Source organism: Streptomyces sp. NPDC055962 (assembly GCF_042270185.1).
Taxonomy (GTDB): Bacteria; Actinomycetota; Actinomycetes; order Streptomycetales; family Streptomycetaceae; genus Streptomyces.
Genome location: NZ_JBHJYN010000004.1, coordinates 503,669 through 517,189, shown reverse-complemented (window position 1 = coordinate 517,189; position 13,521 = coordinate 503,669). Strand labels below are relative to the sequence as shown.

At 70.5% G+C, this 13,521-nt stretch carries 13 protein-coding genes and 1 pseudogene; 4 read left to right on the top strand and 10 right to left on the bottom strand.

What is annotated here, in order from left to right; all coding sequences use genetic code 11:
• Positions 1-161: 161 nt before the first annotated feature.
• The 7 genes and pseudogenes from ACFC51_RS15955 to ACFC51_RS15925 all read right to left on the bottom strand — a co-directional run bounded on the left by ACFC51_RS15955 (position 162) and on the right by ACFC51_RS15925 (position 8,931).
• Complete coding sequence (locus ACFC51_RS15955) at positions 162-1,169, bottom strand: LacI family DNA-binding transcriptional regulator (protein WP_376370125.1); 1,008 nt, start codon at positions 1,167-1,169, stop codon at positions 162-164.
• Between the two features lie 227 nt (positions 1,170-1,396).
• Positions 1,397-2,368: pseudogene (locus ACFC51_RS15950) on the bottom strand (pectinesterase family protein); the annotation flags it as partial.
• A 372-nt stretch (positions 2,369-2,740) separates the two neighbouring features.
• A complete protein-coding gene (locus ACFC51_RS15945; protein ID WP_376529163.1) occupies positions 2,741-3,535 on the bottom strand; it encodes an ATP-grasp domain-containing protein in 795 nt (264 codons plus the stop codon).
• Positions 3,536-3,697: 162 nt separating this feature from the next.
• Positions 3,698-5,152: a family 43 glycosylhydrolase gene (locus tag ACFC51_RS15940; RefSeq protein ID WP_376529160.1), complete on the bottom strand. Its 1,455-nt coding sequence runs from the start codon at positions 5,150-5,152 to the stop codon at positions 3,698-3,700.
• Positions 5,134-6,105: a family 43 glycosylhydrolase gene (locus ACFC51_RS15935; RefSeq protein ID WP_376529157.1), complete on the bottom strand. Its 972-nt coding sequence runs from the start codon at positions 6,103-6,105 to the stop codon at positions 5,134-5,136. The genes ACFC51_RS15940 and ACFC51_RS15935 overlap by 19 nt, the downstream gene beginning before the upstream one ends.
• A gap of 325 nt (positions 6,106-6,430) precedes the next feature.
• Positions 6,431-7,618, bottom strand: a complete 1,188-nt coding sequence (locus ACFC51_RS15930) for a cytochrome P450 (protein ID WP_376370187.1) — start codon at positions 7,616-7,618, stop codon at positions 6,431-6,433.
• Positions 7,619-7,650: 32 nt separating this feature from the next.
• Positions 7,651-8,931 (bottom strand): cytochrome P450, encoded by a 1,281-nt coding sequence (locus ACFC51_RS15925; RefSeq protein ID WP_376529155.1) that lies wholly within the window; start codon positions 8,929-8,931, stop codon positions 7,651-7,653.
• 267 nt (positions 8,932-9,198) lie between these two features.
• On the opposite strand from ACFC51_RS15925, the gene ACFC51_RS15920 reads away from it, so the two are divergent.
• Positions 9,199-9,450: a hypothetical protein gene (locus ACFC51_RS15920; protein WP_376370118.1), complete on the top strand. Its 252-nt coding sequence runs from the start codon at positions 9,199-9,201 to the stop codon at positions 9,448-9,450.
• A gap of 231 nt (positions 9,451-9,681) precedes the next feature.
• Here ACFC51_RS15920 and ACFC51_RS15915 read toward each other — a convergent pair whose 3' ends face one another.
• Entirely contained in the window at positions 9,682-10,377 is a 696-nt protein-coding gene (locus tag ACFC51_RS15915; protein WP_376529152.1) for a hypothetical protein, read from the bottom strand.
• A 102-nt stretch (positions 10,378-10,479) separates the two neighbouring features.
• Positions 10,480-11,106 (bottom strand): proteophosphoglycan 5, encoded by a 627-nt coding sequence (locus ACFC51_RS15910; RefSeq protein ID WP_376529149.1) that lies wholly within the window; start codon positions 11,104-11,106, stop codon positions 10,480-10,482.
• A gap of 147 nt (positions 11,107-11,253) precedes the next feature.
• Here ACFC51_RS15910 and ACFC51_RS15905 point away from each other — a divergent pair, with 147 nt between their 5' ends.
• The 3 genes from ACFC51_RS15905 to ACFC51_RS15895 all read left to right on the top strand — a co-directional run bounded on the left by ACFC51_RS15905 (position 11,254) and on the right by ACFC51_RS15895 (position 12,875).
• On the top strand, positions 11,254-11,523 hold the full coding sequence (locus ACFC51_RS15905; protein WP_376370114.1) for a hypothetical protein: 270 nt from the start codon (positions 11,254-11,256) through the stop codon (positions 11,521-11,523).
• 123 nt (positions 11,524-11,646) lie between these two features.
• On the top strand, positions 11,647-12,555 hold the full coding sequence (locus ACFC51_RS15900) for a hypothetical protein (protein WP_376529147.1): 909 nt from the start codon (positions 11,647-11,649) through the stop codon (positions 12,553-12,555).
• A gap of 92 nt (positions 12,556-12,647) precedes the next feature.
• Complete coding sequence (locus tag ACFC51_RS15895; RefSeq protein ID WP_376370111.1) at positions 12,648-12,875, top strand: hypothetical protein; 228 nt, start codon at positions 12,648-12,650, stop codon at positions 12,873-12,875.
• Positions 12,876-13,068: 193 nt separating this feature from the next.
• Here ACFC51_RS15895 and ACFC51_RS15890 read toward each other — a convergent pair whose 3' ends face one another.
• Positions 13,069-13,449 carry a hypothetical protein gene (locus ACFC51_RS15890; protein WP_376370109.1) on the bottom strand — a complete coding sequence of 127 codons (381 nt, stop codon included), beginning with the start codon at positions 13,447-13,449 and terminating at the stop codon, positions 13,069-13,071.
• Positions 13,450-13,521: the final 72 nt, after the last annotated feature.

Sequence of the window (13,521 nt, the reverse complement as noted above, 5' to 3'; positions counted from 1 at the left end):
CGGTAACGCCTCTATGACAGACCGTGAAGTTATCACGTCGGATCTTCAGCAACCAGCTTCACTTCAGGGCCTGTTGACCACCTGTGACACATGTTCCCGAGCCGCACGGCAAGGCCCCCGGGACACACTCCACCCGAACGGGTGAGCCCCGTTCGCGCGCTTCATACCGGAGCGGGTCCGGAGCTCGCACGCACCGTCAGGACGGGCTCCAGCAGCTGCACTTCGTCCGTACCCCGGCCGCCGAGCTTCGCGACCACCTGCTCCACCGCGCGGCGCCCCATCTCCTGGGCCGGGATGGCCACGGAGGTCAGTCTCACCGAGGCCTGGGTGGCGACCTGTTCGGGACAGACGGCGACGACGGACACGTCCTCCGGCACCGCGCGGCCCTGCTGCTGGAGCAGGTTGAGCAGCGGCTCGACGGCGGCCTCGTTCTGGACGATGAAGCCGGTCGTCCCCGGCCGTTCGTCGAAGATCCGGCCCAGGGTCCCGGCCATCGCGGCGTACCCGCCCTCGCAGGGCCGGTGCAGGATGCGCATCCCCGCCTCCTGCGCCTTGGCCCGGATGCCGTCGACGGTCCGCTCGGCGAAGCCGGTGTGGCGTTCGTAGACGGCGGCGGCCTCGCCGATGACCGCCACCTCGCGGTGTCCCAGGCCGGCGAGGTGGTCCACGCACAGCGCCCCGGTGGCCTCGAAGTCGAGGTCCACGCAGGTCACCCCTGAGGTGTCGGCGGGCAGCCCGATCAGGACGGCGGTCCGGCCGGAGTCGCGGAGCAACGGGAGCCGTTCGTCGTGGAGTTCGACGTCCATGAGGATGATCGCGTCCGCCAGCGAGCTTCCCGCGATCCGGCGGACGGCAGCCGGGCCCTCCTCGCCGGTGAGCAGCAGGACGTCGTAGCCGTGCGTGCGGGCGCTCGTGGCGACGGCGATCGCGATCTCCATCATCACCGGCACGTACATGTCCGTGCGCAGCGGCACCATGAGCGCGATGATGTTGGACCTGCTGCTGGCCAGGGCGCGCGCACCGGCGTTGGGGTGGTAGCCGAGCTGCTGGATACTGTGCTCCACCCGTTCCCGGGTGGAGGCCGAGATCGACCGCTTGCCGCTCAGGACGTAGCTCACCGTGCTCGCGGAGACTCCGGCGTGCTGGGCGACCTCGGCAAGCGTGACCATTCGGCTTCTCCCCTACAGATGGTGACCGCAAGGGAGAGCGGGTGAAGCGCTTCGACAGCGCCTTGCTGTGCTCCCCTTCGCACTCTGACATGCACAGACACCGAGGAGCCTAGACTCGCTCACAGGTAGTGTCCAGAGTGGAGTCGAAGCGCTTCGATCGGCTACTGCCGACAGAGGTCCTGCCAGGACCGGCGCGCACCGGCAGGGGCTCTGCCACTCACCGTGACTCAGGACGCCGACGGTGTCCAGCCTGCCAGCCAGTCGGCGGTCTCCTGGTCCGCGGCCTGGGAATCGGTGAGCTGCGGGCGGTTGCTGCTCGCGGCCCCCGATCCGGCTCCGGTGTTCTTGTACTCGGCGAAGCGGTCGTCCTTCCAGGAGAAGCCGCTCATGTCGGTCCAGGGGGCCGGCTTGATCGCCGAACTGAGCGTCGTGCCGCGGAAGGTGGCCATCGGGTCGAGCGAGGCGTCACCGCCCGCGTGCCACGGACGGCCCAGGTGGAAGGAGGACGCCGAGACGTCACCGTTGACGGTCGAGCCGGTGATCAGGAAGCCCTTGCGGTCGGCCGCCGTGCTGGGCGCGGCGATGTAGCCGGCGGAGCTGCCGTCCCACCGCTTCTTCAGCGTGATGACCGACTTGTCGATCACCGCGGTGGCCCGTACGAAGATGAAGTCGACGTTGCCGACGACGTAGGAGTTGGTCATGTAGACGCGGCCGAGGGTCGCCTTGGAGGCGGTGTCGAGCAGCAGGGTGTCCTGATCGCCCGTGACGATGACGGAGTCCAGGAAGACCTTGTCCGCGGCGGTGCGCAGAGCGACCGCCTGGAGGCCGCTCATGTTCTGGTTCGCGCCCTCGTCGAAGTCGTTGGAGATCGTGAGGTTGCGTGCCTGGAAGCCGTTGGCCTCGGCCGCGACGGTCGCGCTGCCACCGGTCCCGTAGGGGCCCGATCCGTCGGGCTTCTGGGTTCCGGAGGCGTTGTTGTAGACGATGACGGTGTCGTTGCGGCTGGAACCACTGCCCTGGAGGGTGACGTTCTGCTTGGTGGAGGGGATCTTCACCAGCTCGCGGTAGGTCCCCGGCTTGATGGAGACGACGACCCGTGCCGTGTTGCCCGCAGGGATGGCGTTGACCGCCGCCTGGACGGTGGAGTACTGCCCACTGCCGTCCTTGGCGACGGTGAGCATGGTCGCCGCTTCCGCCCCGGACGCCGCCCCGGACGTCCAGACGGCGGCGACGGCCAGAAGCGCCGCCGCCCCCGCGGTGGCTGCCCCGCGCGGTCCGGGGAGGAGGGCGGGGCGTCGTCGATCGGCTGCCATGACCAGATTCCGTTCGTCGGGAATTCGTCGCGAATCCGTCGGGAAGAGGTGGGGTTCCGGGCAGTAGTCGCCGCAGCCGTCCCAAAGGTTGCCGGGTGCTCGGGCTCCGTCGTTGCCGCAGCTCTTCCGCCACCGATGCCAGAGCCCTTGTGCCGCAGCCCTGCCGCCACCGATGCCGCGGTCCTGCGCCGGTCTGGGGCCGAGGCTCAGGCGCCTCGGCTGCCGGGACCGCGGCCACGGGCCTCCGGGACCCCGCCGTCACGGTCGCAGGAACGGTGCGTCCTGCTGCCGTACGCCGCTGCCGGGGCCGGCCGAGCGGAGGACCACGTCGAGGGCGCGGGCGGGGTCGGCGGCGTACACGTTGCTGAACCAGGCCATGTTCGCCTCGACCACCGCCCACTGCTCGCTGCCGTGGTCGTCGCCCCTGCGCATCAGTCCGACGTCGAGCACCACGCCGCTGGGCAGGGTGTCCGCACACGCCGCGGCCGGCCCCCGGAGGAAGGCGCGAACGGCGGGCTCGTCCGTGTGGCCGGTGAGCGGCGCGGGATCGAGCCGCCCGAACGTGGCGTACTGCGAGCCGGTCCGTATCTCCCCGTCCAGCAGATGGAGCCTGAACTCCTTGATCCAGGTGACCACTTCGCTGACCTGGACGAGGGGGTCGACCCGGCCGCCCGCGGGGGCGCGCAAGGCCGTGCCGTCCGCGTACACCGCGGCGGGGAAGCTCTTGTCGGTGGGCGGTTTGACGAAGAGCGGGCCCGGTGTGCCGCGGGCCTCGCTGAGCGGTACGCACCGGACGTGGCGCCCCGTGACCGCGTACGGCAGGGTGTCCAGCCAGCCTTCGGCCGGTTCGAGCAGGGCGATGCCGAGCCGGCCGACGACCGAGGCGGCGAAGCGCGGTCCCCCGTAGTAGTGCGCGCCGGCACCCGGCGGGAGCCGGCCGGGAAGCCCGTCGCGCGGCAGGATCGTCACCTCCATCCCGCGTTCCCGCGCCGCGCCGGCCAGCAGGGCGGCTGTGGAGGATCGCTGCGGGGCGAGGGCGAGGAGGTCGGCCATGCCGCCGCAGCATACGGGCCGGGACCCGTGAGCTGCGGCGGCCCTCAGGAGGCCGGGATCACGAGACCGGCGTCGCGAGGTCCGGATCACGGGACCGGGGACACCGGGCCCCGGGCGAGTCCGGGACCACGAAATCCGGCCACGCGCCCGAAGAACGCGTCCTCAGGACACCGGGACGAGCTTGAACTGCTGGCAGGTGTTGTTCAGCCAGGTCCACTGCCGTACGTCGGCGCCGTCCGCCGTCGAGCAGTCCGCCACGTCGGCGACCTTCCCGGTGGCCTGATTGACGATGCGCACCCAGCCACCGGCCTCCGTGGTGACGAACCGGAAGCGCTGGCAGGTGTTGTCGAGCCACGACCACTGGCGCAGGTCGGCGCCGTCGGCCGCCGAGCAGTCCGCCGTGTCGAGCACCTTGCCCGTCGCGGCGTTCACCAGCCTGCTCGTGTCGTCGCCCCGGTCCTCGACGCGCCACCGCTGCTTGGCGGTGCCGTCGCACGTCCACTGCCGGACGTCGGCTCCGTCGGCGGTCGACGCCCCGCTGACGTCGAGGCACTTACCGGTGGCCCGGCTGACCACGGTGTAGCCGACCGGGGTCGCGGCCGACTCGCCGGAGGGCCCGGCCGATGTCCTGCCGAGGGCGACGGGCGTCCCGAGGTCCGGGGTGCCGTCGGAGTTCCAGCCGATCTTCTGCGCCCGCGCCGTACGGCCGTTGTCACAGCCGTCGGACGCCGAGTCGTTGGCGTGGTAGACGATCCAGTTCTCCGTGCCGTCGGGCGAGGTGAAGAAGCCGTTGTGTCCCGGCCCGTAGACCCCGGCGGCGTCGTTCCGCTGGAAGACCGGGGTGGACTTCTTCGTCCAGGACGACGCGGAGAGCGGGTCGGAGCCGGTCAGGGTGAGCTGGCCCAGCTTGTAGTCGGGGGTCCAGCAGCCGCTGGCGGAGTAGACGATGAACGTCTTCCCACCCCGCTGGAGGACCTCGGCCCCCTCGTTGACGGTGCCGCCCGACTTCTCCCATCCATAGGCGGGCGTCGAGATCGTGGAGAAGGAGCCGCTGAGGGTGTACGGGTTCGACATCGGCGCGATGACGAGGTTCTGCGTACCGCCGCCGCTCGCGCTGCCCAGGAGGTACATGGACCCGTTGAGCGTGAGCACGCTCGGGTCGAGCATCCAGGTGCTGCCGAGCTGGTTCTTGTACGTGTAGGGCCCCATCGGGTCGGAGCCCGCGCTCTGCAGCACATGGGTGCGCTGTGTGGGGTTGTAGTCGGTGATGTTCTGCCCGGCCACGTAGTACAGGTACCAGCGGCCGCCCGAGTAGTGCAGTTCGGGCGCCCAGATGTTGCAGCACCGGGAGGCGGCGTCGCCCTGCCAGACCTGCACGCTCGGCGCGGTGGAGAGCCCGGCCAGTGTCGGCGACTTCCGCATGGTGATGACGTCGGTCCAGCTCGTCGACACCAGGTAGTAGGAGCCGTCGTGGTACGAGATCCAGGGATCGGCGCCCTTCTGCGCCTTGACGGGATTGGTGTACGGGCGCCCTTCGGCCGCGGAGGCCGACGTGGGCTGTCCCAGTGCGAGCGCCAGCAGGAGGGCGCTCAGGAGACTCAGTAGGCGACGGGCCATCCGCTGCTCCAGTTCAGAAGGTTGACGCCGAGCTTCGGGGTGCCGTTGTCCTGGCCGTCGTAGTAGTGGTAGACGAGCAGGTCGCCGTCGGAGTCCGCCAGGATCGACTGACCGCCGGGTCCGATGTAGCGGCCGTGCGACTCCATGACGGGCGTCCCGCCGTTGCTGAGCATGCTGACGCCGTTCTTGTCCTTGTAGGGACCGGTGACGCTGGTCGCCCGGCCCACCTTGATCTTGTAGGTCGAACTGGTGCCGGCGCAGCAGGTGTCGTACGAGGCGAAGAGGTAGTAGTAGCCGTTGCGCTTCACGACGGAGGGGGCCTCGACGGCCTTGGTCCCGGTCGGCCGGGAGGCGAGGGAACGGCGGGCGGTGTCCCCCGCGTACTGCTTGCCGGTCGACGGGTCGATCCGGATCATCTTGATCCCGGTCCACCAGGATCCGAAGGAGAGCCACCACTTCCCGTCGTCGTCGACGAACAGGTTGGGGTCGATGGCGTTGTAGTCGCTCGACGCGTTCGACGTGTAGACGATCCCGTAGTCGCTCCAGCTCCCGGCCTGGCCGGTGGTGGAGGCCGCCAGGCCGATGGCCGAGGTGTTGGAACCGAACGACGAGACGGCGTAGTACATCAGGTACGTGCCGCCCCGGTAGGAGATGTCCGGGGCCCAGGGGTCGGATGCCGAGGAGTAGTTCTTCCACCAGGAGGGCTTGGTGGTGAAGGCGTTTCCGGAGCGGCCGAAGGCGGTGCGGTCGGTGGAGGTGCGGAGCTGGAGGCCCTCACCGGTCGAGTAGAGCAGGTACTGGCCGGACGTGCTGCGGACCATGCTGGGGTCGTGGACGACGATGTCGCCGTTGACGACACCCGGGTTGGGGTACGCGGACGCGCTGCCCGGCACGAGGGCCATCAGCAGCGCGGCGGGGAGGACGGCGAGGGTTCTCCTCAGAGTGCGGCTCATGAGGGGACCTCCTTGAGGTCGGGGGTGGGGAGTGCACCCCGCAGTCGCCGCCGGTACGCGATGGGTTGCCGTGGAGCGGCTACTTCCTCCGAGGAATCGGACGGCGTCCGAGATCTCGGACGAACGAGTCCGGGAGCGGTGTCCCGGAAGCAGTGCCGCCGAAAGCGTCGCCGGTACGGAAGCGGTGCCGCTGACGCATCGCAGGACCGTGGAAGCGATGCCGCCTGGAGCGCCGCGGCAACGGGGAAGCCGTGCCGCCATGGACGGGGCCCTTCGCCCGGGCCCGCTCCGGTCCGTGGCGACACCCCCGGCCGCCCCGCACCCCTCAGCCGCGCAGCAGCACCGGGAAGGCCTCCATGTCGTTCTGCGTCATCACCGGCAGCTTGCGGATCTCGTCGTCGGCGATCGCGAGCTTCAGCTCGGGGAAGCGTGCGAACAGCGCGGGCAGCGCGATGCCGGCCTCGACCCGGGACAGCGCGGCCCCGGGGCAGATGTGGGGCCCGTGGCCGAAGGTCATGTGCCGGATCGGCGTCGGGCGGGTGATGTCGAAGGCGCCGGCGCCCTCGCCGTGCTGGACGACGTCGCGTCCGATGGCCCGGTAGGAGATCACCACGCCCTCCCCCTTGACGATCACCTGGTCGCCGATCTGGATGTCCTCGGTGGCGAACCGCATCAGCAGGTGTGTGGTGGGCGTGTCCCAGCGCAGCGTCTCCTCGATCACCGTCTCCCACGGGATCTCCCCGTCCAGCACCATCCGCAGCTGGTCGGGGTGGGCGAGCAGGGCGCGTACGGCGTTGAGGATGAGCCCGATGGTCGTCTCGTGCCCCGCTGCCACCATCGCCTTGAGGTTGCCGACGACCTCCTCCTCGGTGAGCGGCCTCCCGCCCTCCTCGGCGAGGATCAGCGCGCTGGTGAGGTCGTCGGTGGGGTGGGCGGTCTTCTCCCGCACCAGTTCGGCGTAGAAGACGTCGAGCTCGGCCAGCAGGGCCATCCGGTCCTCCTGCGGGGTGAGCATGGAGAAGAAGGCCTTGTACTGCCTGGTCAGCATGGGGTGCAACGCCTCGTCCACCCCCATCAGGAGGCCGACCACCTTCATCGGGAGCGGCTGGGCGAACAGGGCCTTCAGGTCGACGGCCCCGTCCTCACCCTGTGCGGCCAGCGCGTCCAGCAGTTCCTCGGTGAACTTCTCGATGTCCGGCCGGATCGCCTCCAGCCGGCGCGGGGTGAGCGCCTGGGAGGTCTTCGTCCGCAGCCGGCGGTGCTCCTCGCCGTCCACGGTGAACATGGAGCGCCCGGCGTCGATCATGCCGATCAACGGCCAGGCATGGGTGACCTCCCCGCTCTGCCAGAGACCCCAGGAGTCCAGATCCTTCACCAGGCGTGTGTCGACGAGGAGTTGGCGGGCCTCTGCATGGCTGGTGACGGTCCAGGCGGGGACCCCGAGCAGCTCGATGCGGGCGAGCGGGGCGGAGGCGCGCAGCTTCTCGGTCTCCCCGTCGAGGTCCTGGACCATGGGATCGACGACCACGGTCGCGTAGGGGCAGGTCACAGCAGGTCTCCTGTCGTGTGTGCGGGAGCGAACCGGACGGGAAGGGAGTTCATCCCGCGCAGGAAGGCGGACGGCCGCCGCACCAGGTCCTGGGCGGGTACGGCGAGTTCGAGGTCGGGCAGCCGGTCGAGGATGACCTCGATGGCGGTACGGGCGATCGTCTCCGCGATCTCCTGCGCCGGGAAGGGGCAGCGGTACTCCCCGTGGCTGAATGCCAGGTGCGCCCCGTTCCCCGAGTGGTGCCCCGTGCCCGCCGCACTCATCTCCTGGCGTATCAGCGGGTCGGTGTTGGCCGCCCCCAGGCCGAGCAGGAGCATGTCCCCCGCGCGGATGGTCCGGCCGCCGAGCTGCGTGTCGCGGACCGCCCACCTCCCGGCGAGGATCTGGGTGGGGCTCTCCTCCCAGAGGACTTCGTTCATCGCGTCGCCGACACTGCGGTGCCCTCCCGCGAGGGAGTCGGCGAACTGGTCCTCGGTGAGCATCAGCCGGAGCGAGTTGCTGATCCAGTCGGCGGTGGTGAGGTGCCCGGCGGCGGTGACGGCCATGAGATCGAGGGCGTACTCCTCGTCGGTGAAGGGCTCCGGGTCGGCGAGCATCCGGGAGGTGACGTCGTCGCCGGGTGCGGCCCGCTTGGTGGCCACCAGCCGTTGCATGTGCTCCCCGAAGCGGCCGTAAGCCTCCTGGGCGCCGGGCCCTCCGTCGGCCAGGTCCTTCAGGACCCGGGCGATGTCCGCGCCCTCGTCGTCCGGGAATCCGACGAGGCGGGCGAGGACGAGCACGGGCAGCGGCTCGGCGAACTCCGCGACGAGGTCGGCGGTCCCCCGGGCGCAGATGGCGTCGACGAGGCGGTCGGCCAGCTGCTCGCAGTGCTCCCGGATCTCGAAGGGATCCGCGGCCTCGAGTGCGGGTACGACCATCTCGGAGTGCCGCCGGTGCTCGGCACCTGCGGTGAAGTAGATGGAGGGCATCGGCCGTCCGACCATGGGGAGCAGCGGCCAGTCCTCCGGTATGTGCTCCCACTGGTTCCACAGGCCGACGTCGCGGGGGAACAACTCACCGTCGCTCGTGACCTGGTGGAGCTCGCGGTATCCGATGACCAGCCAGGCCGGGAAGCCGCCCGGGAGCTCGACGGGCACGACGGGCCCGTAGGAGTGGCGCATGGACCGGTAAAGGGCCTGCGGCTCCGTGTGGAACTCGGGCCCGCTGAGCGGCACGGCAGCGTGCGCGGGGCAGCCTCCGACGGGTGCGGGCGTGGCTGATAAGGAGGGGGTCGTCATCGTACGGACTCCTGGGAGACGGCTTCGGGCGTTGCGGCCATACGATCAACGCGCCCCCACTATAGGGAGGTTGCGTGAAGCTTTGGGTACCGATCGGAAGGTCGTCCGGCGCCCGGCCTTCACGGTCGTCCGGTGCCGCGCGCTCCCGGTGGGCGACTCCCCGGCGGGCGCCCGCACGGCCGCCGGCCACCGCCGCCGCGGGACTTCGGGCGGGAGCAGGACGGACGGACCTTGCGGAGACAGGCCGACACCGCCAGGCTGGACACCGTGCCAGGACAGAGGAAGCGCAAGCGCGGGAACGCCCGCGGGCGGGCTTGGGAGGCGGACCGGTCAGGCCACTGGGACGTCGTGCTGGAGACCCAGGACCAGGCCGTTTTCCAGCACCACGTACGACGGTTGCGGGCAGACCCGCACCTGGGGGATCCGTCGGAGCTGCGCATCGACGTCCTGTGCGGACGCCTGACCCACCCGACGACCTACCGGCTGAGCAGATTCGTGCCGTCGGACGCGGAGCACTGACCACCGGCCCGTGAACGGGACCTCGGCCGGGGAATCCGGTCCTGCTGGGGAATCCGGTCCTGCCGGGGACCGGGGCCACCGAGGACGGCCCCTTCCCCGCCCATCCGCCGGGTGCCGCCGATTCCTGTGGTGGCCGGAACCACACATAGGACATGGCCCGCGCGCGGCCCGGCCTCAGGATGAGGAAAAAGCCAACTCATCGGCACGGGCGCGGCGGCGGCGACCCCCGCGTCACCTCGGTGGTGTGACCGCTTCGGCCTGCGGAGTCCGCCGCTCCTGCCGGGGCAGGGGCAGGAGCTTCCGGACGGTCAGCAGCAGCCCGATGCCGAGTACGACCTCTCCCGCGTTGCCGAGCACCGGTACCACAGCGGCCGCCCCTGAGACCGCGACCATCACGGCGGCGGTGAGCGCCAGCCGCCCGAACCCGGTGCACCGCCACAGCACGATCCCGGCAGCGAGGACCACCAGCCCGGTGATGACTGCGGGCAGCGGGCCCACCGGTGACGGCGCGTCGTTCACATAGCGCAGCGAGCCCGCCCAGCGCTCCGCACGCAGCGACAGACCGAGGATGTCGTGGAGCACGCCCGCAGCGACCAGAAGGACCGTGAGGCCGACGGCCGTCACCCGCACCGACGGCCGCGCCGCCCAGCGCAGCCCCGCCCGGTCCACGGCGGACAACGACCACAGCACCAGGAAGGGCGTCAGCAGCGCATGCGCGACGAAGCGCGGGACGCTCATCGACTCCAGCAGCGGCCCGACTCCCGCCAGGCTCCCCACGGCGATCACCGCGTTGTCCCAGACCAGCGCGGAGCAGACCAGGGTCGGCACGGCCGTCAGCAGACAGGGTGTCGCCCGCCAGTACCGTCCCGTGGACACCGCCAGCCACAGCTGCGCGGCCGCGAGTACGGCGAACGCCGACGAGATCACCCGGGACTCCCCTCGCACGACTCAATGTATTTCAATAATCAAGATACTTGATGATGGTGAGCGCCCGAGTCAGGGGTGCTGCCTGGGCTCCGCCCCAGCCGCTCACCCGCCGAGGAACGCGCGGGCCGCCGCCGCCCCGGCATGCGTGTCCCAGCCGGAGGGAACGACGGCGGCGACCAGGGCGGGATCGATCTGCGCATCAGCGGCGATCAGCGCCTCGACAACCCCCTCGGCCGGTCCGGACGCGCCGGTTCCGGCCGCGGTCGGGAGGGAGGCCAGCACAGCTTCACGGGTCCGCTCCTCGCTGAGAGCCGGGAGCCCCACACTCGCGAACCCGTCATCGAGCCGGTACTCCGCACGCTGCCAGATGCCGCCGTCGAAGCCGTACACGAAGCCGAGGAAGAGTTCCTCGTCCCTGGCCCGGCGGACGGGCTGCTCCCACCAGCCGGGCGCACCGTCCAACAGGTCGGTCTCCTTCTCCTCGAAGAAGTCGGCGGCTTCGGCGTAGTACGTCTCCGAGTCGTTCCTGTCCTGGCCGAGCAGGACGGCACGTCCCTCGTCGACACGGTGCAGATCGGCCCAGCTGCCGTGTCCGTCGTCGTAGTGCCAGAGCGGGCCGAGCGCCCGGCACCGCTCACCGCGCCCTGCGGCGGCCCGTACGGCGGCGAGTGCCGCCCAGCGTCCTCGCAGGGCCGTCGGGTCGGGCAGATCGAGCTGTACCAGGGCCACGGTCGGCTCCTCACGGTGGTCGGTCGGCGGGTTACCCCTTCCGGTGCCCGGAATACGGCCGTCGCCACGTGCAAGGGCGCATCCGCTCGCGGCAGTTGTCCGACGAGCCGATGTCTCATCACTCCCGTAGGGGGTACGAAGGTGAGTATGGCTCTCGTGAAGCGTTTCGCTCTTGCTCCTCGTGCGGTGCGGCAGCTGCGGCGCATCCGCTCGGTGTATCTGGCGGGCATGCTGCTGTCCGCCCTCGGCCTGCTCTCCCTCGACGACGGGGCGGGCGGGGCCGGCCGGCAGACGGTGATCGCGGGCGTCTTCGTCCTGGTGTTCGCCGCGCTCCTCACTCTGACCGCGGTGCAGTTGTGGCGGCACGGGCGGACCGAGCACTGCAGTACGGCGAAGAAGCTCTCTCCGCTCATCTGACATCCGCCCGTGGGGCGGACCGCGGCTTCGGGCCCGGCACGTCGAGGCAGGGGCGGGCGCCGCCCCCTCGGCCGGCCCTCGCTGTCCCGATGCTCGATCCGCAGCGGTATACGCTGCCCGATCATGCGCATAACACCACGCGGACCGGTGGCAGGCGCCGCCGCTCTCGCCACGGTCCTTCTGGCTGCGGTCACCGGCTGTTCGTCCGGCTCCGGGGACGACGACCGTACGTCCACGCTGCTCACCGGGCTCGGAACGCTCGCACGTGACAGCGGTACGAAGCAGGTGACCTTTCTCGACGCCGCCGCCGTACGGAAGCTGAGCAAGGGCGGATCGAGGCGGTTCTCCTCCATCGCGGAGCCGGCCAGCTCCCTGCTGGGTCCTGACGGATCCCGTCTGTTCGGGCAGAGCTTCGACGTGAGCCAGGTCGACAGGGCGATCGACACGAGCGAGGTCGGTCACTGGGAAGGCTCGTTCGACTCATCGGCGATCACCAAGTCACTCACGTCCAACGGCTACACGCAGAGCGAGAAGGACGGCCGTAAGGTCTGGACTCCCGGGGACACGGGGCCCTCGCTCCAGGTCTCCGACGCCGAGATCTCCTACTCCGGCCGGGACTCCGAGCCGATGTCGGCCGTCATGCCGGAGAAGGGTTCCTCCCTGGCCGACGACAAGCGGTTCCGACGTGCGGCCGAGTGCCTGGGGGACGTCTACCGCGCGGACTTCAACCCAGCCGGCTCCTCCGCTCCGGTGCCCCTTGCCGCGTTGGGCCAGCAGGCGTCCTCGGCGGCCGAGAACACCGAGGTGCTCTGTTTCGTGGCCAGGGACGACGCGACGGCCCAGGACCTGGAGCGCAAGCTGCGGGCGGCGGTCGACGCCGGTGCGCCGAAGTTCGACGGCACGAAGGTCACGGTGGAGAAGGGCGACCAGCCCGTGGTGCGCGCCGAGGTCCCGGACACGGCGGAGCAGCGTCCGGGACGACTGATCATCTCGGACGTGGAGCTGTGGATGACTGCGGCCAAGGACGGTTGAGCACGCCGGGCCCGGTGACGCCCGAAGGCGTGGCGGACGGAGTGATCACGAAGCCGGTCTCGGGGTACCCGCCATGCAAGGAGGTCCTCACCATGAGTGCAACAGCCAAGAAGAAGACCAGGTCCAGGGTGTACCTGTCGCTCGGCACCACCGCTTTCAGTGCACTGGGCGTCGTGAAGCAGGCCAAGGCGGCCCGCGAGGAGAACGACGCCCTGCGGCTGGTCGACGCCGTGGTCTCAGCCGCCAAGGTCGCCACCGGTCTGGCCATCCTCTATCGCGAGCTCAAGCGTCTCGGCGATGACGACGTCCTGCTGGGGTGAAGACCCTCGTGGACGCGAGGCGGCGTGGACGACCGGATCGACCGGCCGAGCACGGTCGTCGACCGCGACCGGCCGGTGACCGGACCGCCGGATGTCCGCGGTGCGTTCCCGTGTGTCCCCGCCTGACGAAGGCGGGGACACACGGCGCACGGGCCCGGATCCGGTGTGAGCCGGCAGCGTGCCGGTGCAGGCCTCAGAAGCCGTCAGGCCCGGCTGCCGGACCCGCGTCCCGCATGCCGGGGAAGACGTAACCGTCGGTGTCGTCCCACGGAACGTCGAGGTCGTCCAGGTGTACGTGCCACTCCGCTCCTGGCAGGGCGCGGCGCAACTCGCTCACGGAGCCCAGCACATGGTCGAGCACCGGTATGACGTGGTCGGGCTCGAACGGCATCTTGGTGGATCCGGCCAGTATCCCTGACGGCTCGCTGCCACCGTCGTCGTACAGGTACAGGCTCTCCTCGTCCTCGTACGGGAAGGACGCCGTGCGGTCGGCGACGATGCGCTCGACGGCGGCCGTCTCGGCATCCGTCGGCGGCGCCGTCCGGCGCGCACTGTAGTACAGGGAAACGCTCATGTCCCCGAGCGTACGGAGGGGGTGTGACAATGCCCCGCGCCTGAGCACTGCGCCCGCCGACGGGCGCCGTGG

Bases quoted from the DNA above. Each gene is read 5' to 3' on its own strand.
- ACFC51_RS15955 (WP_376370125.1), bottom strand. From the start codon at position 1,169: ATGGTCACGCTTGCCGAGGTCGCCCAGCACGCCGGAGTCTCCGCGAGC.
- ACFC51_RS15945 (WP_376529163.1), bottom strand. From the start codon at position 3,535: ATGGCCGACCTCCTCGCCCTCGCCCCGCAGCGATCCTCCACAGCCGCC.
- ACFC51_RS15940 (WP_376529160.1), bottom strand. From the start codon at position 5,152: ATGGCCCGTCGCCTACTGAGTCTCCTGAGCGCCCTCCTGCTGGCGCTC.
- ACFC51_RS15935 (WP_376529157.1), bottom strand. From the start codon at position 6,105: ATGAGCCGCACTCTGAGGAGAACCCTCGCCGTCCTCCCCGCCGCGCTG.
- ACFC51_RS15930 (WP_376370187.1), bottom strand. From the start codon at position 7,618: ATGGTCCAGGACCTCGACGGGGAGACCGAGAAGCTGCGCGCCTCCGCC.
- ACFC51_RS15925 (WP_376529155.1), bottom strand. From the start codon at position 8,931: ATGACGACCCCCTCCTTATCAGCCACGCCCGCACCCGTCGGAGGCTGC.
- ACFC51_RS15905 (WP_376370114.1), top strand. From the start codon at position 11,254: ATGGCTCTCGTGAAGCGTTTCGCTCTTGCTCCTCGTGCGGTGCGGCAG.
- ACFC51_RS15900 (WP_376529147.1), top strand. From the start codon at position 11,647: ATGCGCATAACACCACGCGGACCGGTGGCAGGCGCCGCCGCTCTCGCC.
- ACFC51_RS15895 (WP_376370111.1), top strand. From the start codon at position 12,648: ATGAGTGCAACAGCCAAGAAGAAGACCAGGTCCAGGGTGTACCTGTCG.
- ACFC51_RS15890 (WP_376370109.1), bottom strand. From the start codon at position 13,449: ATGAGCGTTTCCCTGTACTACAGTGCGCGCCGGACGGCGCCGCCGACG.